This is a genomic window from Saccharomonospora piscinae (assembly GCF_005862235.1).
In the GTDB taxonomy this organism is placed as follows: domain Bacteria; phylum Actinomycetota; class Actinomycetes; order Mycobacteriales; family Pseudonocardiaceae; genus Saccharomonospora; species Saccharomonospora piscinae.
The window spans coordinates 162,219-183,660 of sequence record NZ_VCEK01000005.1; the positions used below are offsets into that span (position 1 = coordinate 162,219).

Here is a 21,442-nt window from a genome sequence, read left to right on the forward strand (position 1 = left end):
TGTGCCTGCCCCCGCTCCGCGCCCATGATGGCCCCATGACCGAAGTCGATCCGAGACCGCGCAGCCGCGAGGTCACCGACGGCCTGGAACGCACGGCGGCACGGGCGATGTTGCGTGCCGTGGGCATGACCGACGACGACTTCACGAAGCCGCAGGTGGGTGTGGCGTCGTCGTGGAACGAGATCACGCCGTGCAACCTGTCGCTGCGCAGGCTCGCCGAGGCGAGCAAGCAGGGCGTTCACGCGGGCGGCGGCTACCCGCTGGAGTTCGGCACGCTCTCGGTCTCCGACGGGATCAGCATGGGCCACCAGGGGATGCATTTCTCGCTGGTGTCGCGGGAGGTCATCGCCGATTCGGTGGAGACGGTGCTGGAGGCCGAGCGGCTCGACGGCGCCGTGCTGCTCGCGGGCTGCGACAAGAGCCTGCCCGGAATGCTCATGGCCGGGGCCCGCACCGACGTCGCCGCCGTGTTCGTCTACGCGGGCTCCACCCTGCCGGGCCGGGTCGACGGCCGCGAGGTGACGATCATCGACGCCTTCGAGGCCGTCGGAGCGTGCGCGCGTGGCCTCGTGAGCCGTGAGGAGGTCGAGCGCATCGAGCGCGCGGTGTGCCCCGGCGAGGGCGCGTGCGGCGGCATGTACACGGCCAACACGATGGCGTGTGCCGCGGAGGCGCTGGGCATGTCGTTGCCGGGGTCGGCGAGCCCGCCGTCGGTCGACCGCCGCCGCGACGGGGCGGCGCGGGCGGCGGGGGAGGCCGTGGTGGAGCTGCTGCGGCGGGGGATCACGGCAAGGGACATCCTCAGCCGGGAGGCGTTCGAGAACGCGATCGCGGTGGTCATGGCGCTGGGTGGGTCCACAAACGCCGTGCTGCACCTGCTGGCGATCGCGCACGAGGCCGGGGTGCCGTTGTCGCTGGACGACTTCTCGCGGATCGGTGACGCGGTGCCGCACCTGGCGGACGTCAAGCCGTTCGGGCGGCACGCGATGAACGCCGTGGACCGCGTGGGCGGCGTGCCGGTGGTGATGCGGGCACTGCTGGACGCGGGGCTGCTGCACGGCGACTGTCTCACGGTGACGGGCCGCACGGTGGCGGAGAACCTGGAGTCGCTCGCGCCGCCGGAGCTGGACGGCACGGTGCTGCACGCGCTCGCCGATCCGCTGCACCCGACGGGCGGGGTGACGATCCTGCACGGCAGCCTCGCGCCCGAGGGGGCGGTGGTGAAGAGCGCGGGATTCGACTCGGCGCGCTTCGAGGGCACGGCGCGGGTGTTCGACGGCGAGCAGGACGCGATGGCCGCCCTCGACGGGCTCGCGCCGGGCGACGTGGTGGTGATCCGGCACGAGGGCCCCAAGGGCGGGCCGGGCATGCGGGAGATGCTGGCCGTCACGGGCGCCATCAAGGGTGCCGGGCTCGGCCGGGACGTGCTGCTGCTGACGGACGGGCGCTTCTCCGGTGGCACGACGGGACTGTGTATCGGCCACGTCGCGCCGGAGGCCGCGCACGGTGGGCCGATCGCGTTCGTGCGCGACGGCGACCCCATCGTCGTTGACATGTCGACAAAGACGCTCGATCTCCTGGTGGACGACGACGAGCTGGCCCGCCGCGCCCAGGGCTGGCGGCCACCGCCGGTCGAGCATCGCGGGGTGCTCGGCAAGTACGCGCGGCTGGTGCGGTCGGCCTCGCTCGGTGCCGTCTGCTCGTGACCCGCGCTCAGCCGCCGAACCGGCGTTCCAGCCATCGCACGCCGAACTCCACGACCTCGGCCGCCTCGAACAGGTGACTGCGAGCCGCTCCGACCCGGCCGGTGCGGCCGGAGCCCGCCGTGAGCAGTTCCGTCATGATCACCTCGAACGGATCGCGCCCCTCGGGCACGACCGGCTCGTAGTCGAACGCGCCGCGCTCGGAGTCGATGTCGTGGAACTCGCGCCACACCCGCTCGCCCGCCACGAGGATCGGCTGGCTGTGCCGCACGAACCGCTTGCCGGGGGCGTCGGCGATCGCCTCGGCGTGGTGCAACAACGTCACCGTGTCGAGTGGCGCGCCCAGCAACAGCACTCGCCCGCCCGAGCCGGCAAGCCGGGCGAGCGGACTGTCCGGGCCGTGCGGGTCGTCCCACGGCTGGTTGGCCAGCAGCGGCTCCGCCGACGGTCCCAGCGCGGCGAAGCTGATGTCCGGATGCCGGCTGCGCACCGCCCCCGGACGCCGCCGCAGCGACTCGGGCAGCCTGCCGTTCGCGTGCTCGGCCTCGCTGCGGGCCGGATTGAAGGCGGGGTGCTCGGCGCGCACGATCTCCTGCCACCGTGCGGGCCAGGTGCCGAAGTCGTAGGGCACCGCGTCGTTCCAGCCGCAGAACGCCACCAGCGTCCCCTGTGGTCCGACGACGTCGGCCAGCGCGTCCAGCACCACGTCCGCCCCGCCCGCGACATAGCCGAGCGCGGAAAGGCGAGTGTGGAACAGCACCGTGTCCGACCGGCGAAGCCCCAGCGCGGTCAGGTCGTCGACGAGCCTGCCTCGGGAGACGGGCCCGTCCGACCGGCGAAGAAGCTCCTGATGGTCCACAATCGCGGATGGTAGCCCGGAAACCCGACCGGATGAATCGGTTCGCCCGGTGTGGGAAACCCGGCCCGGCAGCGCGGGATTCTGTCCGCCCCCGCTGATAGTTCAGAGGGCACCACATCACCACACAGGGGAGGCAGCGATGGTGAAGGCACTGGTGGCCACGTCGGCGACCCAGGGGTTCCGGGACAGCGACTATCACTGGTGTGTCGAGGGGGAGTTGGTGTGGATCGCCCCCACGTGCGTCAAGGACCGCGACGACCCGGACGGTGGCTGCGGGTGCGGGCGGGGCTTCGCGGGGCTGTCCTCCCACCGGGCGACCACCACCGCGATGGTGAGCACGCTGCACGGCATCAGCCGCGACGACTACGTGATGGTGCTGCGGTCGAGTGTGGAGGAACAGGGTTACGACCTGGCCGACGTGACAGGGCTGGCCGACTCGTTGCTCGACCTGGTCGCCGACCTGCCCGACGGTGCCGTGCTCGAACACCGTCTCGACTATGTGCAGGTCAGGCAGGGGGTTCCGTGACGCCGCCCGCCTCGCTGCGGTCGGCCAGCGCGGGCAATCCGTCGATGCTGTGAGCGTTCCTGGTCCGCTGGTATTCGGCCAGGTTCTCCGGCGTCCTGCGGCCGTTGTGCCGGGACAGCAGGTCGCGGTCGCCCTGGTAGGCGAGTAGGGGGACGGCGAACCCGCACGAGTCGCTGATCCGCTCCACGGAGACGTCGATGATGGCCCGCAGGGCGGGATGCGGCGTGGTGTCGAAGCTCTCGAGGAGGTCGTCGAAACCGGGCGAGTCCGCGAATACCGGCGTGCCGGTGCCGTGCAGGCGCACGATGTTCGGTGGGCCCTCGAAGGCGCAGAACATCAGCACGATCCGGCCGTTGTCCCGCAGGTGAGCGATGGTCTCCGCGCCGCTGGCCGTGTAGTCGAGATAGGCGACGCGATGATCGCCGAGAATCGCGAGGCTGCCCGCGAGACCCTTCGGGGAGACGTTGACGTGCCCGTCGGTGGCGGTGGGCGCGGTGCCGACGAAGAACACCGGCTGCGCGAGCACGAACTCCCGGAGCCGTTCGTCGAGACGGTCGTGCAGCTTCATCGGAACTCCGTTCGCGTGGTGCCAGGCGCTCGTGACCCTACGCTCGTGCGCGAGGGTGCGGAACCGTCGACGTCTGGTCACGAACCCGGCACGTTGCCTTCCTAGCGTGAGGGTCGACCGTTCGATCGACCTGGGGAGAGCCGATGTCCGTCGCCGTGGAGGAAGCGCCCGTCAGGCGGGCAGGTGACATCGCCGAACGAGTGCCGCCCCGGCGGGACGGCACGGGCCGCTTCCTCCCGGGGACGGCCGCGGTGCTGGGAGGTACCGCCGCCATCGCGGGGCACGCCTCGCTCTACGGCAACTGGCTCGTCGACGACGCGGCCATCACCTTCGCCTACGCGCGCTCGCTCGCCGAGGGCTTCGGGCCGGTGCTGCAGCCCGGAGCCGAGCCGGTCGAGGGGTTCTCGAATCCGAGCTGGCTGCTGCTGCTCGCCCTCGGACGGCTACTCGGGCTGTTCGACCGGGGCACCATCGCGGGGATTCCCGACTACGTGCTCTTCCCGAAGGGGCTCGCGCTGCTGTGCTGCGCGGGGATTCTGGTGCTCTGCCACCTGGTGTTCCGCCGGGTGGTGCGGCGGGCGTGGCTCGCGACCGCGCTGGCAGGCGCCGCGCTGGCGGCCCTGCCGTCGTTCGTGATCTGGAGTTTCTCGGGACTGGAGAACTCCCTGTACGCGCTGCTGGTCACCGCACTGGCGAGTGTTCTGGTCCGAGCGGTGCTGGACGGGAGAACGCTGGCCGTGCCGGTGGCCGTCGGCGCGGGTGTGCTGGCGGCTCTCGCGGCCCTGACCCGCCCCGACGGACTGATCTACGTCGCGGCGTACCCGATCGTGGCCGTGTGGCTGGGGCGCGGCCGCTGGGTGACGGTGGCGCGTCGCGCCGGGCTGTCGGTGCTGACGTTCGCCGTCCCCGTGACAGCGTTGCTGGTCTGGCGGCTCGTCGTGTTCGGCCGGTGGCTGCCGACCACGTCGGTCGCCAAGCGACAGGACCTGCCGACTCCGGCGGACATGATGGCGACCGGGGACCTCGTGGCCTACGCCGGGGCGCCCGCCGTGCTCGCGGTCGTCGCGCTCGTTGTCACGGTGCGGGCGCGCAGGCCGTGGTGGTGGCCGGTGCTGGCTGTGCTGTTCGTGCTCGCGGGACTGGCCGCGGCCGCGTACTCGGTCCTGGAGCGGGACTGGATGGCACAGCACCGCTTCGCCACACCGCTGTGGGTGCTGACGGTGCTGATCGGCACGCTCGTCGTGGCCGAGGTGCTGCGTCGTTCCCGCGGACGGCGGCGGATCGTGGTGACGGCGACGCTCGTCGTCGCGGCGAGCGGGTCACTGACGTCCTACGCGCAGAGCGCGCACGACTTCCGCGAGCAGGTCGATGTCCCGGCCTGTTATGTCGCCGACCGGCTGGGGCGCGGCTTCAACGCCTACGCCGACATCCTCGGCGTCGAGCGGGGCACACTGCTGTTGCCGGACCTGGGCGGATCGGCCATGACCAGCAGGTTGCGGCTCGTCGACATGGCCGGGCTGGCCGAACCCACGATCGCCGCCTTCCTCCGCGACAGCGACAAGAGCGGGTTGCGCGACTACGTTCTCGACGAGGTCAAGCCCACTTTCATCCACTCGCGGGGCCCGTGGAGCGCGGGCAACGGCATCCCGTCGGACCCACGCCTGAGCCGCGACTACCACGTGCTGTACCGGTATCCGAACGATGACCCACCGAACGGTGACTGGGTCCGCAAGGACGCGGTGAGCAGTCAGCAGGCGCTGGCCGAAGCGCGGGAGTACGGACAGCGCGTGCTGGGGGAGGTGGATCGTCGGTCCGGTGGCTGGGACACCCGGCACTGCGGAGCGACCCTGCATCCCGGCCAGACGGAAGTGGGCACGCTGGTCCTCGACTGACCTACTCGGCGACGGCGGTCTCGGCGGCCAAGGTGGCCTCGGCGGGCTCGCGCGGCAGCCGCACCGTGAACACCGCGCCACCGGAGTTCGCCACCGTGATCTCGCCTCCGTGCGCGGCGATGTTCGCCGAGGCGATCGCCAGGCCCAGGCCCGTGCCGTCTCCGCCGCGAGCGCGTTCGCCCCGCGTGAAGCGGTCGAAGAGCACGGGCAGCAGGTTTTCGGGGACACCGGGGCCCCGGTCCGCGACGCGGATCAGCACCGCGTCCGGGCCGGTGCCGTCGATCTCGACCGAGACGGGCGGGGCGCCGTGCGCCAGCGCGTTGGCGACCAGGTTGCCGATCACTGTGTGCAGGCGGCGAGGATCGGCCGTCACCGCGACCTCGCCGGTGGCGCTGACCCGTACGTCGGCACCCGGGGCCAGCAGCGAGACGGCGTCGTCGACCAGGCCGGGCAACTCGATCCGGTCGGTCCGCAGCTCGGCCGTGCCCGCGTCGAACCGCGAGATCTCCAGCAGGTCCTCGACGAGGCGGGCCAGCCGCCGGGTCTGGGCGGCGAGCAGGTCGGCGGAGGTGTCCCGCGTCGCGGGGTCGCGGAGGCTGTCGACCGACGCCACCATCGTGGCGACCGGAGTGCGCAGGTCGTGCGCGGCGTCGGCGACGAATCGCCGCTGCTGCTCGTCCTTGACATGCAACTGGCCGATCACCTCACCCAGCCGTTGCGCCATGTCGTTGAACTCCCTGGCGAGCTCGGCCAGCTCGTCGTGGCCGCGGACCGGCAGGCGCACGTCGAACTCGCCCGCGCCGAACCGCCGGGCGGCCTGGGCCGTGGCCCGCACCGGCCGCTGGGCGAAGTGCGCCGCCACGACCGCGGCCAGCACCGACACCGCTGTCACCGCCCCGGCGACCACCGCGAGAGTGTGCCGCAGCGTCGACAGATCGTCGTGCAGCCGCCGCATGCTGTACTGCTCGACGAGAACCAGGTCCGGCTCCAGGAGTCCCGCCACCAGGTACACCGGGCCGTGCTGGTTGCGCCACGCGACGGAGGTGGTCTCACCCGTGCGGGCTCGCTGCGCTAGCCACGCCGGAATGGCGAACTCCAGCGAGCGAACCGAGACGGTGTCGGAATCGGTGGTGGAGTAGGTGGCCTGATGAGGAACGAAGCGCTGGTCCCCGGTCTCGAAGACGTAGACCGCCCACTCCATACCCTGCCGCTGGTCGACGAACCGCACGACCTGCTCGATCCGGTTGCCGCTCGTGCTGTGGACCCGGGCCCGTGCCTGTTGGAGGTCGGAATCGAACCCGACCTCCGCCGAGGTAATGAAGCGCTCGGTGGCGGAGTCGGACTGCAGCTCGTACACCACCAGCCCCATCGTGGTCGTTCCCGCGGCGCACACCACGGCGACGGCGACGGCGATGCGGGCACGCAACCCGAGGCGGCGCCTGCTCCGGCGTCCGGGGCGGCGTCGCGTCATGGCTTCGTCAACCGGTAGCCGAGGCCGCGCACCGTCTTGAGCACGGCGGGCTTGCCCGGATCATCCTCGATCTTCGCCCGCAGCCGCGCCACCGCGGCGTCCACCAACCGGGAGTCGCCGACGTAGCCGTAGTCCCACACGCGCCGCAACAGCGACTGCCGGGACAGCACCTGACCGGCGTGGTCGGCGAACTCCAGCAACAGCCGCGTTTCGACGGCGCTCAGCGCCAGTTCCTCCCCGTGCCGCGTCGCCACCATCGCGGCGCGGTCGATCTCGATGGACCCGACCCGCAACACCGGTGGAGTGGCGGCGGACGGGGCCGAGACCCGGCGCAGCACGGCTTTCACCCTGGCGTCGAGCACGCGCGGTTCCGCGGGTTTGACCACGTAGTCGTCGGCGCCGCACTCCAGGCCCGCCACGACGTCGATGGGGTCACCTCGCGCGGTGAGCAGGATGATCGGTGTGGTGAGGGAGCCGCGCGCGCGTCGGCACACCTCGAAGCCGTCCACGCCGGGAAGCATGAGGTCGAGCACCACGACGTCGATGGCACGGCGTTCGTGCAGCAGTGTCCGCAGTGCGGCTTCGCCGGAACGCTCCACCGTCACGTCGTGGCCCAGCCGGGTCAGCGCGAGGTCGAGCGCGGTCGCCAGTGCGTCGTCGTCCTCCACCAGCAAGATCGCGGGCATGGGTGGCGAGCTTAGTGCGGTCGTTCTTGGCGGATCGCGGGAGCTGCGGACACGACTACGTGGCCTGCGGACACGGCTACGCAGGCTGCGGACACGGTTACGGGGGTGGGGTCCACCAGCCTGGGCGGACGTGGCTGCTGCGGTGGATGGTCGGCGTGGTACCGGGTTCGTAGGGGCGCACGGCGTACAGTGCGCCCCAGGGCTGCTCGGGTTCGCCGGCCAGGTAGCCGGGGATCTCGGGCTTCGCCGCGAGTTCGTCGAGCACGCCGCGCAGGCCACCGGCCTCGGCGCTGGCCCATCCCGCCTCGTCGGCCAGCGGACCCGCCGTGAGGTGGTAGTCGGGTACTTCCAGGATGCCGTCGCGGATCGTGGCGGGGCGCACGCACGGGTACACGAACGAGGCAGGCCAGTCCACGTACACCGGTGCGTCACCGACCTTGCCGGTCAGCGTGGTGAACGTCGGTGTGCGGGGCGCGGCCGCCGCGATCCAGCCGTCCTCGGTGAGGTCGTCGTCGGTCAGCACCACGCGGACGGCGTCGGCCTCGCGTGGCATATCGGCGCGCGAGACCCGCGCGTCCTCCCACTCTCCGCTGCCCGCGCCCGGCGCGAGTACCGGCCGGGTGCCGAGGGGCCGCACCTCGTCGCCGGTGCGGCTGCCGAACTCCAGCTCGGCTCCGGTCGCCTTACCCTGCGGTGCGGCCACGGCGACGACCACCTGGCCCGCCCCGCCGATCGGGTACCAGGCGGAGTGCAGCCGTCCCGTCGGGACCCCGTCGGTGTCGTCGGTGTCGCCGGCTCGGTAGCTGCTCCACATCGGTGTGGCCTCGGCCGTGAACCCGTGTGGAGGGCCGTCCAGCGGGTCGTCGGTGCCGACCGGGCGGGAGTGGAAGCCGTTGCCGGTGGCGGTGGAGCCGGGCAGCGGATCGGCCACCCCGGCCGCCGGGTCCCGCTCCACCATCACCTCGTCGCCGAGGCCGCACCGCTGGCCGGTGAGGTGGGCGAGGTTGGCGGCGCCGAGGCTGTAGGTGCCCCGTTGCTCGGCCATCACCTTGACCATGCTGCCGATCTCGGCGAGCACCACCAGCCCGCAGATCACCACGATGGCCGCCGAGCCCCGGCCCAGTGCCGCGCGCCTGCGTTCCGGGCGGGCCGGGGCGCCGGGTCTGCCCGCGCGCACGTGCTCCGCGAAGGCGATCAGCCCGGCGAGCACGGCGGCGATGGTGAGCAGGGTGGCCAGCGTGACGCCGCCGAGTTCCGGTGGCCGGTCGAACCAGGGCACGCCGATCTGGGAGACGAACCAGTACGCGTTGGGCCCGGTCGCCGAGGCCGCCGCCACGAGCAGCAGCCCCGCGAGGAACGCGGCGCGGTTGCGGCGCGAGCGCAGGACCGAGGCGCTCGTGGCCAGCGCGGTCAACGCGGCCATGGCGGCGCCCACGGCGGCGAACGCGCCGAAGTGGTGGGTCCACTTCGTCGGGGTGAGCGCCAGCAGCACGAAGAAGACGACGACCGTGCCGATGAGCCTGCGGCTGGGCCCCAGCGCGGCCCCGGGAATGCGGCCCCGCCGCAGCAGCACGGCCAGGCACGTCGCCGTACACAGCACCAGCAGCAGCACGGGAAAGCGCCGGGTCAGCGCGCCGTCGGCGCCCTGGCCGAACAACAGCTGGTAGCGGGCCAGCTCCTCGTACCACGACATGCTCGGCCCCACCCGGTCGCGCAGCCGGATGGCCTCGGTGACGCTCGCGTAGGTCTGGTCGGCGAACACCACCAGCAGCACGAGCAGCCCGGACGCCGCGAGCGGGACCAGCGTGGCCGCCCGGCCGTGCCGGGTGTGGTGCCGCACCAGCGTCAGCAGTGGCCGCGCCGCGACGAGGAAGGGCGCCACGGCGATGAGTCCGGTCGGGGTGGCGGCCAGGGTGAACGCGGCCACCGCCACCCCGAGGCAGACGGGCAGCAGTCGCCGGGTCGCGAGCGCGCGCTCGACCGCGCAGAGGGCCAGCAGCGAGCCGACCACGGCGACCGGTTCGGGTCGCACGCCGTTGTCGTACGGCAGCCACCACACGCAGAACACGGTGGCGGCGGCCCAGCCCGCCGCGCGGCTGCGGCGCACGGGCGCGCCCAGCCGGGGCAGCACCGCCCTGCTGACCAGCAGCCAACTCACCACCCCGAGCAGGAACGACGGCAGCCGGATCCACGGTGGCGCGACACTGACCCGCGCCAGGAGCTCGTAGACGTGGTAGAACCAGCCGAACGGTGCCTCGGCCACCCCGAACCAGCGGTGGTAGTTGGTGAGGTAGCCCGCGTCCTCGGCGACGCGCGCCATCGTGAGGATGTAGCCGTCATCCGAGGTGACCGGGCCGATGAACACCCATGCGCCGAGCACCCCGATCACCGCGAGGTCCCGGCCGGTGGGCCGCCACCAGCCGCCGGCCGCCCACCGGGGCGCGCGGCGGGCCAGCAGGGCGTCGCGCCGGTTCACCGCACCGAGACACAGCAGGGCCGCGACGACGCCGAGCAGGGCGACGGCGCCCTTCGTCGGCGTGGGCGACGACTGGTACCGCGTGTCCGGGGTGATCGACACGGTGGTTCCGGCCACGGGATCGCGCGCGCCGTCGAGATCGGAGTAGACGCCGATGATCCGGGGCCGCACGTCGCCGTCCTGCCGGGAGGCCGGGACACCGCCGACGGTGATCGTCGTGCTCCCCGGGTCGGAGAGCACCCCGACGTCACAGCCCCGGTCGGGCAAGGTCAGCCGCACCACCTGCTCGCCCCGGTTGACGGCGGCGAGTTCGCCGTCGCTGACGGTCAGCCGCAACCCCACCCCGGAGTCCTCGCGCGCGGGCGGGACCGTCGCCAGCAGCAGCGCGGAGCCGGAGGTGCGCGCGTCGAGTGAGCGCACGGCGGCGCAGGGCAGCTCGGCGCGCGCGTCGAGCGCCCAGTACCCGGCCAGCGGTGTGTTCACGGCGGTGGTGTCACCGCCGGTGGGCCAGGTGATGCGGGCGCTGTCCTGCACGACGGGCAGGAACGGGAACGCGAGCGCGCACAGCACGGCGACGAGCCCCGAGACGGTGGCCGTCCGTCGCAGGCGGCCGTCCCGGACGGCGGCCTGCGACAGCTCCATGGCAGTTCACGCTAGCCGCGCGCTTCCGGGTTTTCGGCGCGACGGACACCGCCCGGGTGACCCTCGTCAGGTGCGGGTCAGGTGCTGAGCCCGACGAACATCGCCAGCGCGGCGGCTTCGATGCACGCCCCGAGGACGTCGCCGGTGATGCCGCCGAACCGCGTCACACAGCGGTGCAGCAGCGCGCCGGCCGCGGCGAACCCGAGCACGACCGCGACTGGTCCCTGCCACCACGGCAGGCCGGGCAGCAGCGCGGCCACTGCCGCGAGCACCACGCCGACCGTGACCGCGACGAGCGGCGGCACGGTGCCCGCGACCATCACGCCCAGCCCGGAACGCTGGGCGGCTGGCACCCCGCGCGCGCAACAGGCCGGTACCACCGCGCGGCTGGCGACCAGTGCCAGCACGACGGCGGCGACGCCGTGCCCGGACGCGACCGCACCGGCCAGCGCGGCGCACTGCGCCAGCAGGACGAGCACCAGCGTCGCGGCGCCCATCGGGCCCGCGTCGCCGCGGTGCATGACCTCCAGCGCGCGTTCGCGGTCGTAGGACGCGGCCAGCGCGTCGGCGGTGTCCGAGAGCCCGTCGAGGTGCAGGCCCCGGTTGCCGAGGCAGACCGACCCCACGGCGAGGGCGGCGGTGAGCAGCGGCGGCAGACCCAGCACGTCGCCGGTGTACACCACCAGGCCCGCGAGCACGGCGAGCGGAATCGCCGCCATCGGTGCCAGCAGCATCGCGACGCCGCCCACCGCGCGGTCGATGGCACGCGGCGCGGGCACGCGCCACGCGGTCAGCGTGCCCAGTGCCATCAGGGCGCCGTCGGCGAGGACCCGCCTGCCCGGGGCGGACGTTGCGGCGCGCGGCGCCTCAGCGGCCATCTTCGAGATCTCCCTCGATCCGCAGGTACACCTCGCGCATCGCCTCGAGCAGCTCGGGATCGGGTTCGGACCACAGTCCGCGCTCGGCCGCCTCGGACAGCCGTTCCACGATGCCGCGCAGCGCCCACGGGTTGGACTGCGCCAGGAAGTCCTGGTTCTGCTTGTCCAGCACGTAGTCGCGGGAGAGCCGCTCGTACATCCAGTCGTCGACGACCCCGGCCGTGGCGTCGAAGCCGAACAGGTAGTCCACGGTGGCGGCCATCTCGAACGCGCCCTTGTAGCCGTGCCGCCGCATGGCCGCGAGCCAGCGCGGGTTGACCACCCTGGCGCGGAACACCCGTGCCGTCTCCTCGGCCAGCGACCGGGTGCGCACCGAGTCGGGGGTGGTGCTGTCACCCACGTAGGAGGCCGGTGCGCTGCCGGTGAGGGCCCGCACCGTGGCGACCATGCCGCCGTGGAACTGGAAGTAGTCGTCGGAGTCGGCGATGTCGTGCTCGCGGGTGTCGGTGTTCTTGGCCGCCACCACGATCCGCCGGTAGGAGCGCTCCATGTCCTCCCGCGCCGGGGCACCGGCCAGCCCGCGCCCGTAGGCGTAGCCGCCCCAGGCGGCGTAGACCTCGGCGAGGTCGGCGTCGTCGCGCCAGTTGCCCGCGTCGATGAGCTGCAGCAGGCCCGCGCCGTAGGTGCCGGGCTTGGAGCCGAAGATCCGGGTGGTCGCACGCCGCTCGTCGCCGTGCGCGGCGAGGTCGGCACGGGCGTGGGCGCGCACGAAGTTCTCCGAGTCCGGCTCGTCGAGCCCCGCCACCAACCGCACGGCGTCGTCGAGCAGGTCGACCACGTGCCCGAAGGCGTCGCGGAAGAACCCGCTGATCCGCAGTGTGACGTCCACGCGCGGCCTGCCCAGCTCCGGCAGCGGGATCGCCTCGATGCCCGTGACGCGGCGCGAAGCCTCGTCCCACACCGGCTGCACGCCGAGCAGGGCGAGCACCTCGGCGGCGTCGTCGCCCGCCGTGCGCATGGCCGAGGTCCCCCACGCCGACAGTCCCACCGAGCGCGGCCACTCGCCGTGTTCGGCGCGGTAGCGCTCCAGCAGCGAGTCGGCCAGCGCCCTGCCGGTCTCCCAGGCGAGCCTGCTGGGCACGGCCTTCGGGTCGACGGTGTAGAAGTTGCGTCCCGTGGGCAGCACGTTGACCAGCCCGCGCAGCGGTGACCCGCTCGGTCCCGCCGGGATGTAGCCGCCGTCGAGCGCGTGCAGCACGGCGTCGAGTTCGCCGGAGGTGCCAGCCAGCCGGGGCACCACCTCGGTGGCGGCGAAGCGCAGCACGTCGGCCACGGCGGCGGGGTGCCCGGCCGCGACGCCGTCGACGCCGTCGACGGCCTCGACGGCCCAGTCGCGGGCCTCCATGCCCTCCACCAGCGACCGTGCGGTGGCCTCCACGGCGTCGACCTCGGCGGTCGCCGCGCCGTCGGCCAGCCCGAGTGCGCTGCGCAGTCCCGGCAACGCGGCGTGGGTGCCGCCCCAGATCTGCTGGGCACGCAGGATCGCCAGCACGAGGTTGACACGCGGCTCGCCGGTGGGCGCCTCGCCGAGCACGTGCAGGCCGTCGCGGATCTGCGCGTCCTTCACCTCGCACAGCCAGCCGTCCACGTGCAGCAGGAAGTCGTCGAACTCGGCGTCGTGCGGGCGCTCGTCGATGCCGAGGTCGTGGTCCAGTTTCGCCGCCTGGATCAGAGTCCAGATCTGCTGCCGGATCGCGGGCAGCTTCGGCGGGTCCATCGCGGCGATGTTGGCGTGCTCGTCGAGCAGTTGCTCCAGCCGGGCCATGTCGCCGTAGGTCTCGGCGCGCGCCATCGGCGGCACGAGGTGGTCGACGATCGTGGCGTGGGCCCGCCGCTTCGCCTGCGCGCCCTCGCCCGGGTCGTTGACGAGGAACGGGTAGATCATCGGGAGGTCGCCGAGCACCGCGTCGGGCGCGCAGGCGGCCGAGAGCCCCGCGTTCTTGCCCGGCAGCCACTCCAGCGAGCCGTGCTTGCCGAGGTGGACCACGGCATCCGCGCCGAACTCCTCCTCCAGCCAGCGGTAGGTGGCGAGGTAGTGGTGGCTCGGCGGCAGGTCGGGGTTGTGGTAGATCGCCACCGGGTTCTCGCCGAACCCACGCGGCGGCTGGATCATCAGCAGGACGTTTCCGGCCCGCAGGGAGGCCAGCACGATGTCGTCGCCGTCGACGTACAGCTCGCCGGGCGGCGGGCCCCAGTGCTCGACCATCGCCTCGCGCAGCTCGTCCGGCAGGGCGGCGAACCATTCCCGGTAGCGCGCGGCGGGAACGCGGATCGGGTTGCCCGCGAGGTGCTCCTCGGTCAGCCACTCCGGGTCCTGACCCCCCGCTTCGATGAGGGCGTGGATCAGCGCGTCGCCGTCGGGCTGGTCGGTGCCAGTCGGTGCGACGCCGGGTAGCGCGGCGACACCGTCCTCACCGAAGTCGTAGCCCCGCGCGTGCATGCGGCGCAGCAGCTCCACGGCCGATGCGGGCGTGTCCAGCCCGACCGCGTTGCCCACGCGGGAGTGCTTGGTCGGGTAGGCCGACAGCATGACGGCCACCCTGCGCCGTTCGGGTGATGTGTGCCGCAGCCGGGCGTGGGCCAGTGCGATCCCGGCGACCCGGGCGGCGCGCTCGGGGTCGGGCACGTAGCGCGGCAGGCCGTCGGTGTCGGTCTCCTTGAAGGAGAACGGCACGGTGATGAGCCTGCCGTCGAACTCGGGCACCGCCATCTGGTTGCCCGCGTCCATCGGGGACAGACCGTCGTCGTTGTCCTCCCAGGTGGCGCGGTCGCTGGTCAGGCACAGCGCCTGCAACGTCGGCACGTCGAGCGCGGCCAGCTCGGCCACGTCCCACGACTCGTCGTCCTCGCCCGCCGAGGCGCCAGCGGGGCGGGTGCCGCCCGCGGCGAGGACGGTGACCAGGAGCGCGTCGGCACCGCGCAGCTCGGCCATCATCTCCGGCGGGCGGGACCGCAGCGACGCGCAGTAGATCGGCAGCGGCCTGCCGCCCTTGGAGCGCACCGCCTCGGCGAGCGTCTCGACGAACGCGGTGTTGCCCGCCAGGTGGTGTGCCCGGTAGTACAGGATCGCGACCACCGGCCCCTGGCCCGCGTCGGCCGGGTAGCCGTCGAGAATCCCCCAGTCCGGCTGCGGCACGGGCGGGGCGAAGCCCTCGCCCGAGAGCAGCAGCGTGTCGGACAGGAACCGGTGCAGCTCGGTGAGGTTGTCCGGACCACCGTGGGCGAGGTAGGCGTGCGCCTCCGTCGCGATCCCCGCCGGCACGGTGGACAGCGCCATCAGCTCCGCGTCGGGGGCCTGCTCACCACCGAGGACGACGACGTGCGCGCCGCTGTCGCGCACCGCGCGAAGGCCCTCCTGCCACGTGCGTTCGGTGCCGAGGATGCGCACCACCACGATCGGGGCATCCCGCAGCAGCTCCGGTAGCTCGGCGAGGTCCAGCCTGGCGGGATTGGCCAGGCGGTATCCGGCACCGCTGGCACGCGCACTGAGCAAATCGGTGTCCGATGTGGACAGCAGAACAAACACGTCGGCCCTCCCTTATCCGCTTCACTGTCGTGGCTGCGCAGTCGTGGCGTCAAGGTGATCTCGGTGGGTGACGGCTCACGCGCGGCCCCGGCGCCCCCATCCGACGCTCTACAGTGGGGGCCGTGATCCCTGTCCCCCGATCGCGTGACTCGCGCGCCGATGCCTGCCCCGGTGTCGTCGCCACGCACGACGCCGCTGACGGAGCCCTGGCGAGGGTGCGGTTGCCGGGCGGCGTGCTGACGCCCGCGCAGGCCGGGCTTCTCGCGGAGTGCGCCGACGAGTGCGGCGACGGTGAGATCCACCTCACGTCGCGGGGCAACCTCCAGCTGCGCGGCGTGCGCGACGCGAGCGAGCTGGCCGGGCGGCTCGCGGCGGCGGGGTTGCTGCCCAGCGCAACCCACGAGCGGGTGCGTAACGTCCTGGCCTCCCCACTCAGCGGCCTGGCCGGGGGCCGGTGCGACGTCCGCGCGCTCGTGCCACGCCTGGACGCGGCGATCTGCGCCGCACCCGGCCTCGCGGAGCTGCCGGGGCGCGTGCTGTTCGCGCTCGACGACGGGCGTGGCGACGTGGCCGCCGAGCGTCCCGACGTCGGCTGGCAGGCGGTGTCTCCTGGGGCGTCGCCCGGGGGCACTCTCGGTGCGCTCCTGCTGGCGGGGCAGGACTGCGGGCTGCGCGTCCGGTGCCCGGACGCGGTGGCGGCGCTCGTGCGGGCGGCCTCGGAGTTCGCCGTGGTGCGCGGGACGGCATGGCGGGTGGCCGAACTCGACGACGAGGCCCGCGCGGCGGTGCGCGAGGCGGTACGGCCGCTGGCCGCCGGAGCGTCGCAGCGGCCGGGCGGGCTCGCGCGAACGGAGCCGCCGCCACCCGGGCCCGTCCGTGTCGCCGACGACGCCGGTGACGCCGGTGACGCCGTGGTGGCGGCTCCCGCGTTCGGGCGGCTGAGCGCGGAGACGGTGCGGCGGCTCGGCCGCCGCTGTGCCACGCCGCTGCTGGTGACTCCGTGGCGCTCGCTCGTGGTGCGCGGTGTGCCCGCCGCCGAGCTCGCCGCCCTCGGTTTCGCGGTCGACGCCGCCGACGCCCGTGCGAGGGTGAGCGCCTGCGTCGGCGCACCCGCCTGCGCGAAGTCGCGGCGCGACGTGCGCACGGAAACCGCCGCCGCGTTGCCCGAGCTGGGTGACGCGGGCGCGGTCCCCGCTCACGTGAGCGGGTGCGAGCGGCGCTGCGGGCGGCCCCGGGGACCGCACGTCGACGTCCTCGCCGAGGACGACGGATACCGGATCGACGGGCTTCTCGTCGGAGTGGACGAACTCGCCGCAAGGCTGAAGGGAACGAGGGACACGCTGTGACCGACCCGACTGACGCGATCGGCTCGATCGACTACCTCCGCGACGGCGCGGAGATCTACCGCCACTCGTTCGCGACGATCCGGGAGGAGGCCGACCTGGCCGCGCTGCCCGGCGACGTGGCCACCGTCGCGGTCCGCATGATCCACTCGTGCGGGATGGTCGACCTGGTCGGCGACCTCGCCTACACCGCCGACGTCGTGGCGGCGGGCCGCGCCGCGCTGGAGGCGGGCGCCCCGGTGCTCTGCGATGCGCAGATGATCGCCAGCGGCATCACCCGCAAGCGGCTGCCCTCGGACAACGACGTGGTCTGCACCCTCTCCGATCCCCGCGTACCCGCGCTGGCCGAGCGCCTGGGCACCACCCGGTCGGCCGCCGCGCTGGAGTTGTGGCGCGACCGGCTCGACGGCGCGGTCGTGGCCATCGGCAACGCGCCCACCGCGCTGTTCCGGCTGCTCGAACTTCTCGGTGAGGGCGCGGGCGTCCCTGCCGCGATCATCGGGGTTCCGGTGGGCTTCGTCGGAGCCGTGGAGTCCAAGGAGGCGCTGGCCGGGGCCGCGCCCGCGCCGTACCTCGTGGTGCGCGGGCGGCGGGGCGGCAGCGCGATGGCGGTCGCGGCCGTGAACGCGATCGCGACGAAGGAGGAGATGTGAGCACCGGCACGCTCTACGGGGTCGGACTCGGTCCCGGTGATCCCGAGCTGCTGACCGTGCGCGCGGCGCGCCTGATCGGTGCGGCCGACGTGGTCGCCTACCACTGCGCCCGGCACGGCCGCAGCATCGCCCGCTCGGTGGCCGAGCCGTACCTGCGGGAGGGCCAGCACGAGGAACGGCTGATGTACCCGGTGACCACCGAGACCACCGACCATCCCGGCGGCTACGAGGGCGCGATCGCGGACTTCTACGAGTGGGCGGCGAAGCGGCTCGCCTCGCACCTCGACGCGGGCCGCGACGTGGTGCTGCTGTGTGAGGGCGACCCGTTCTTCTACGGCTCCTACATGCACATGCACGAGCGGCTGGCCGGGACCTATCCCGCCGAGGTGGTGCCCGGCGTGACGTCGGTGAGCGGGGCGGCGGCGCGGATCGGCGCGCCGCTGGTGGAGCGCGACGAGGTGCTCACCGTGCTGCCCGGAACGCTGCCCGCGCCGGAGCTGGCCCGGCGGCTGGCCGACACCGACGCCGCCGCCGTGCTCAAACTCGGCCGCACGTTCGGTGGGGTGCGCGACGCGCTGGCCGAGGCGGGCAGGCTCGACGAGGCCGTCTACGTCGAGCGCGCCACCTGGCGGGCGGAACGGGTGGAGCCGTTCGCGGAGGTGGACGCGGGCAGCGTGCCGTACTTCTCCGTGGCCGTGGTGCCCAGCCCCGCCGCCGCCGCGAAACGGCGTGGCGAGACCGTGGGTGCGCCGGAGTCGGCGGCTGCCGCGGCCTCGAAGACGTCGACGACATCGGAGACGGCGGGCGAGGTCGTGGTCGTCGGCCTCGGCCCGGCGGGGCCGGACTGGGCCACGCCCGAGGCGGAGCGCGAACTCTCCCGCGCCGAGCACCTGGTGGGCTACGGCCCGTACCTGGCGCGGGTACCGCAGCGGGCGGGGCAGCGGCGGCACGCCTCGGGTAACCGCGTGGAGGCCGACCGCGCGGCCGAGGCACTCGACCTCGCGCGCGACGGCGCGACGGTGGCGGTGGTGTCGTCGGGCGACCCCGGCGTGTTCGCGATGGCCTCGGCCGTGCTGGAGCGGGCGGAGGACCCGCGCTGGGCGGACGTGGCGGTGCGGGTCGTGCCCGGCATGACCGCCGCCTCGGCAGCCGCGTCGCGCGTGGGTGCCCCGCTGGGCCACGACTACTGCGTGCTGTCGCTGTCCGACCGGCTCAAGCCGTGGGAGGTCATCGAGCGCAGGCTGCGGGCGGCGGGGGAGGCCGACCTGGTGGTGGCGCTCTACAACCCGGCCTCCCGCAGCCGCCGCGACCAGGTGGAGACCACCCGGCGGGTGCTGCTGGAACACCGTGATCCCGGCACGCCCGTGGTGCTCGCCCGCGCGGTCGGCACCGACGAGGAGTCGGTGCGGGTGGACACCCTGGCCGGCTTCGACGCCGAGGCCGTGGACATGCGGTGCCTGGTCATCGTCGGGTCGTCCCGCACCCGCGTCCGCGAGCAGCGCGACGGCACCCGGCTGGTGTGGACGCCGCGCAGCTACCCTCCGGAGTGAGGAGGTGGCGATGAGCGAGGACGACGCGGATGCTACGGAGCCGAGGTCCAGCAGAAACGCCCCGTGTCCGACTAGCCCGCGAATGTGGGCGAACTGAAGTGGTTCGGCCTGCGATTCGCTCCCTGACTGACACCCTCGCGGTATCAGATCTGATACCATTGTGCTATGCCTATGACATTGCGTCTCACGGAAGACGAATCGGTGGCGCTGCGCCAGCAGGCCGAGCTCGAGTCACGGTCGATGCACGAGGTCGCTCGGGAGGCAATCCGCGAATACGTGGAGAACCATAGTCGAGCTGAACTTCTCGACCGGGTGCTCGACGAGGGACTGCCGCGCTACGCCGAAGCGCTGGAGCGCCTAGGTCGATGATCTATCTGCGGATGCCCGAACTGTTGCACGTGCTACGGCGAACACTCGGTCACGATGTGACGGTCCGCGATCACGGGCTGCTGGAGGCGGCATTGGCAAGGCCGCAAGCCACCGTTTTCGGCAACGATGCCTACAAGACGCTGGCGGAGAAGGCTGGGGCGTTGCTGCACTCGCTCGCCCGCGATCACGCCCTGATCGATGGGAACAAGCGCCTCGCCTTGGCTGCCACCGTCGCGTTTCTCGGTGTCAATGGTCGCATTATGACCCTGTCCAATGACGAAGCGTACGAACTCGTCATGTCGGTGGCTACTGGTGAACTTGACGATGTCGCAGTGATCGCCAAGCACCTCGAACAGGGGAGCCGAACACACAGGTGGTGAGCGCCACACCGTCCCCGCCCGGGTCGATCTCAGCGCGCCGGGGTCGCGGCCCACGTGCGGGCGGCCTCGACGTCGGCCACGGTCGGCACCTCCGGGCGTGGCGGGCGGCGCACCACGACCACGGGCAGGCCGAGCCGCCGGGCCGCGACGAGCTTGCCCTCGGTAAGGGTGCCGCCGCTGTCCTTGGTGACCAGCACGTCGATGCGGTGCTCGCGCAGCAGCGACTCCTCGTCGTCGGCGTGGTAGGGGCCACGGCGCAGCAGCACCTCGGCCTGGGGTGGCAGCGGCGGGCCGGGCGGGTCGACGCAGCGGACGAGAAACCACACGCCGGTGACGCCCGCGAACGCCGCGAGTCCCTGCCGACCGCTGGTGAGAAACGCGCGCGAACCGAGGCGGGGCACGAGCGCCGCCGCGTCGGCCAGCGCGTCGACCCAGTGCCAGTCGTCGCCGTCGGCCTGCCGCCAGCCCGGTCGTGCGAGCCGCAGCAGCGGCACGCTCGTGCTCGCGCACGCGGCGGCGGCCGAGGCGGAGATGCGGTCGGCGAACGGGTGGGTGGCATCCACCACCGCCGTCACGCGGTGTTCGTCCAGCCACCGTGCCAGCCCGTCCGGGCCGCCGAAGCCGCCCACCCGCACCGTGCCCTCCGGTAGCCGGGGCGCGGCCACCCGGCCTGCCAGGGACGACGTCACCGGGACGCCGTCGGCCACGAGCGCGGCGGCGAGCGCGCGGGCCTCGGAGGTGCCGCCGAGGACGAGGACGTGCTGGGCGATACTGGACACGGTGAGAGTGTGACCGAACTGCGCTACGGCTGGACCACCGGTGCCTGCGCGACGGCGGCGACCACGGCCGCCTGGACCGCGTTGCTGACCGGTGAGTTCCCCGACCCCGTGCCGGTCGAGCTGCCGAAAGGCAGGCGGCCGGGTTTCGCGCTGGCCACCGAGGAACTGCGCGGTGACCACGCCAGTGCCGGGGTGATCAAGGACGCGGGCGACGACCCGGACGTCACCCACGGCGCGCTGGTGGTCTCCACCGTGCGGCGCGGTGAGCCCGGCACCGGGGTGACGTTCCGCGCGGGCCCCGGCGTGGGCACCGTCACGCTGCGTGGCCTGCCGCTGGCGGTGGGCGAACCGGCGATCAACCCGGTGCCGCGCGAGCTGATGACCGACGCGGTGCGCCGGGTCGCGGCCGAGCACGGCGCCGCCGCCGACGTGGTGGTGGAGATCTCCGTGCCGGACGGCGAGGAGCTGGCACGGCACACCTGGAACCCGCGCCTCGGCATCGTGGGCGGGCTGTCGGTGCTCGGCACCACGGGCGTGGTGGTGCCGTACTCGTGCTCGGCGTGGATCGACAGCATCCGCCGAGGTGTGGACGTGGCGCGGGCGCTCGGGCACGAGCACGTCGCCGCCGCCGTGGGCAGCACGTCGGAGAAGGTGGTCACCGAGCTGCACGGCCTGCCGGACACGGCGCTGCTCGACATGGGCGACTTCGCGGGCGCGGTGCTGAAATACCTGCGCCGTCATCCGGTGCCGAGGCTGTCGCTGGCAGGCGGGTTCGCCAAGCTGTCCAAGCTCGCCGCGGGCCATCTCGACCTGCACTCGAAGCGCTCGCAGGTGGACCTCGGCGTGCTCGCGGCGCTCGCGCGGCAGGCGGGGGACGACGCGCTGGCCGACGCCGTGGCCGGGGCCAACACCGCCCTGCACGCACTGGAACTCGCAGGCGAGCGCGGGGTGCCACTGGGCGACCTCGTCGCCGAGGGCGCGCGCGCCACCGCGCTGGACGTGCTGGCCGGAGCGCCCGTCGCGGTGGACGTGGTCGCGATCGACCGCGCGGGCACCATCGTCGGCCGCGCCGGACCGTGAG

At 73.4% G+C, this 21,442-nt stretch carries 17 protein-coding genes; 9 read left to right on the forward strand and 8 right to left on the reverse strand.

Annotated elements, in window-relative coordinates; genetic code table 11:
* The first annotated feature begins 35 nt into the window (after positions 1–35).
* A complete protein-coding gene (gene ilvD / locus FFT09_RS20210) occupies positions 36–1,706 on the forward strand; it encodes a dihydroxy-acid dehydratase (protein ID WP_138383669.1) in 1,671 nt (556 codons plus the stop codon).
* A gap of 7 nt (positions 1,707–1,713) precedes the next feature.
* Here the strand turns inward: ilvD and aac(3) are convergent, their stop codons facing one another.
* Positions 1,714–2,562, reverse strand: a complete 849-nt coding sequence (gene aac(3) / locus FFT09_RS20215) for an aminoglycoside 3-N-acetyltransferase (protein ID WP_138383670.1) — start codon at positions 2,560–2,562, stop codon at positions 1,714–1,716.
* A 139-nt stretch (positions 2,563–2,701) separates the two neighbouring features.
* On the opposite strand from aac(3), the gene FFT09_RS20220 reads away from it, so the two are divergent.
* Positions 2,702–3,088: a DUF7715 family protein gene (locus tag FFT09_RS20220; protein WP_024876733.1), complete on the forward strand. Its 387-nt coding sequence runs from the start codon at positions 2,702–2,704 to the stop codon at positions 3,086–3,088.
* Here FFT09_RS20220 and FFT09_RS20225 read toward each other — a convergent pair.
* A complete protein-coding gene (locus FFT09_RS20225) occupies positions 3,069–3,656 on the reverse strand; it encodes a pyridoxamine 5'-phosphate oxidase family protein (protein WP_138383671.1) in 588 nt (195 codons plus the stop codon). The two genes, FFT09_RS20220 and FFT09_RS20225, sit on opposite strands and share 20 nt — an antisense overlap.
* Before the next feature lie 143 nt (positions 3,657–3,799).
* Between FFT09_RS20225 and FFT09_RS20230 the strand changes: the two genes are divergently transcribed.
* Positions 3,800–5,548: a hypothetical protein gene (locus FFT09_RS20230; RefSeq protein ID WP_244231433.1), complete on the forward strand. Its 1,749-nt coding sequence runs from the start codon at positions 3,800–3,802 to the stop codon at positions 5,546–5,548.
* A gap of 1 nt (position 5,549) precedes the next feature.
* On the opposite strand, the gene FFT09_RS20235 is transcribed toward FFT09_RS20230, so the two are convergent.
* The 5 genes from FFT09_RS20235 to cobN all read right to left on the reverse strand — a co-directional run bounded on the left by FFT09_RS20235 (position 5,550) and on the right by cobN (position 15,287).
* The gene (locus tag FFT09_RS20235) at positions 5,550–7,019 is read right to left on the reverse strand and encodes a sensor histidine kinase (RefSeq protein WP_081194259.1); all 1,470 of its coding nucleotides are present in this window, start codon (positions 7,017–7,019) and stop codon (positions 5,550–5,552) included.
* Positions 7,016–7,705 (reverse strand): response regulator transcription factor, encoded by a 690-nt coding sequence (locus FFT09_RS20240; protein ID WP_024876729.1) that lies wholly within the window; start codon positions 7,703–7,705, stop codon positions 7,016–7,018. The genes FFT09_RS20235 and FFT09_RS20240 overlap by 4 nt, the downstream gene beginning before the upstream one ends.
* Before the next feature lie 97 nt (positions 7,706–7,802).
* Complete coding sequence (locus tag FFT09_RS20245) at positions 7,803–10,823, reverse strand: arabinosyltransferase domain-containing protein (RefSeq protein WP_138383672.1); 3,021 nt, start codon at positions 10,821–10,823, stop codon at positions 7,803–7,805.
* Positions 10,824–10,900: 77 nt separating this feature from the next.
* A complete protein-coding gene (locus FFT09_RS20250; RefSeq protein WP_138383673.1) occupies positions 10,901–11,701 on the reverse strand; it encodes an adenosylcobinamide-GDP ribazoletransferase in 801 nt (266 codons plus the stop codon).
* Positions 11,691–15,287: a cobaltochelatase subunit CobN gene (gene cobN, locus FFT09_RS20255; protein ID WP_138383674.1), complete on the reverse strand. Its 3,597-nt coding sequence runs from the start codon at positions 15,285–15,287 to the stop codon at positions 11,691–11,693. Before cobN ends, FFT09_RS20250 begins: the two co-directional genes overlap by 11 nt.
* Positions 15,288–15,409: 122 nt before the next feature.
* Between cobN and FFT09_RS20260 the strand changes: the two genes are divergently transcribed.
* The 5 genes from FFT09_RS20260 to FFT09_RS20280 all read left to right on the forward strand — a co-directional run bounded on the left by FFT09_RS20260 (position 15,410) and on the right by FFT09_RS20280 (position 19,582).
* Positions 15,410–16,633, forward strand: coding sequence for a precorrin-3B synthase (locus FFT09_RS20260; protein WP_244231434.1), 1,224 nt, complete (start codon positions 15,410–15,412; stop codon positions 16,631–16,633).
* Positions 16,630–17,283, forward strand: coding sequence for a precorrin-8X methylmutase (locus tag FFT09_RS20265; protein ID WP_244231435.1), 654 nt, complete (start codon positions 16,630–16,632; stop codon positions 17,281–17,283). Before FFT09_RS20260 ends, FFT09_RS20265 begins: the two co-directional genes overlap by 4 nt.
* The gene (locus FFT09_RS20270; RefSeq protein ID WP_081194269.1) at positions 17,280–18,833 is read left to right on the forward strand and encodes a precorrin-2 C(20)-methyltransferase; all 1,554 of its coding nucleotides are present in this window, start codon (positions 17,280–17,282) and stop codon (positions 18,831–18,833) included. The genes FFT09_RS20265 and FFT09_RS20270 overlap by 4 nt, the downstream gene beginning before the upstream one ends.
* A 165-nt stretch (positions 18,834–18,998) precedes the next feature.
* Complete coding sequence (locus tag FFT09_RS20275; protein WP_208544473.1) at positions 18,999–19,202, forward strand: ribbon-helix-helix protein, CopG family; 204 nt, start codon at positions 18,999–19,001, stop codon at positions 19,200–19,202.
* On the forward strand, positions 19,199–19,582 hold the full coding sequence (locus FFT09_RS20280) for a type II toxin-antitoxin system death-on-curing family toxin (RefSeq protein WP_081194273.1): 384 nt from the start codon (positions 19,199–19,201) through the stop codon (positions 19,580–19,582). The genes FFT09_RS20275 and FFT09_RS20280 overlap by 4 nt, the downstream gene beginning before the upstream one ends.
* Positions 19,583–19,611: 29 nt before the next feature.
* Here the strand turns inward: FFT09_RS20280 and FFT09_RS23385 are convergent, their stop codons facing one another.
* Positions 19,612–20,361, reverse strand: coding sequence for a cobalt-precorrin-6A reductase (locus tag FFT09_RS23385; RefSeq protein ID WP_244231436.1), 750 nt, complete (start codon positions 20,359–20,361; stop codon positions 19,612–19,614).
* Positions 20,362–20,370: 9 nt separating this feature from the next.
* Between FFT09_RS23385 and FFT09_RS23390 the strand changes: the two genes are divergently transcribed.
* Entirely contained in the window at positions 20,371–21,441 is a 1,071-nt protein-coding gene (locus FFT09_RS23390; RefSeq protein WP_244231437.1) for a cobalt-precorrin-5B (C(1))-methyltransferase, read from the forward strand.
* The last annotated feature ends 1 nt before the right edge of the window (position 21,442 follow it).

What these genes read in the sequence shown, in the direction of transcription:
- ilvD (WP_138383669.1), top strand. Translation starts at nt 36, where the DNA reads ATGACCGAAGTCGATCCGAGACCGCGCAGCCGCGAGGTCACCGACGGC.
- FFT09_RS20220 (WP_024876733.1), top strand. Translation starts at nt 2,702, where the DNA reads ATGGTGAAGGCACTGGTGGCCACGTCGGCGACCCAGGGGTTCCGGGAC.
- FFT09_RS20225 (WP_138383671.1), bottom strand. Translation starts at nt 3,656, where the DNA reads ATGAAGCTGCACGACCGTCTCGACGAACGGCTCCGGGAGTTCGTGCTC.
- FFT09_RS20230 (WP_244231433.1), top strand. Translation starts at nt 3,800, where the DNA reads ATGTCCGTCGCCGTGGAGGAAGCGCCCGTCAGGCGGGCAGGTGACATC.
- FFT09_RS20235 (WP_081194259.1), bottom strand. Translation starts at nt 7,019, where the DNA reads ATGACGCGACGCCGCCCCGGACGCCGGAGCAGGCGCCGCCTCGGGTTG.
- FFT09_RS20240 (WP_024876729.1), bottom strand. Translation starts at nt 7,705, where the DNA reads ATGCCCGCGATCTTGCTGGTGGAGGACGACGACGCACTGGCGACCGCG.
- FFT09_RS20245 (WP_138383672.1), bottom strand. Translation starts at nt 10,823, where the DNA reads ATGGAGCTGTCGCAGGCCGCCGTCCGGGACGGCCGCCTGCGACGGACG.
- FFT09_RS20250 (WP_138383673.1), bottom strand. Translation starts at nt 11,701, where the DNA reads ATGGCCGCTGAGGCGCCGCGCGCCGCAACGTCCGCCCCGGGCAGGCGG.
- FFT09_RS20275 (WP_208544473.1), top strand. Translation starts at nt 18,999, where the DNA reads ATGCCTATGACATTGCGTCTCACGGAAGACGAATCGGTGGCGCTGCGC.
- FFT09_RS20280 (WP_081194273.1), top strand. Translation starts at nt 19,199, where the DNA reads ATGATCTATCTGCGGATGCCCGAACTGTTGCACGTGCTACGGCGAACA.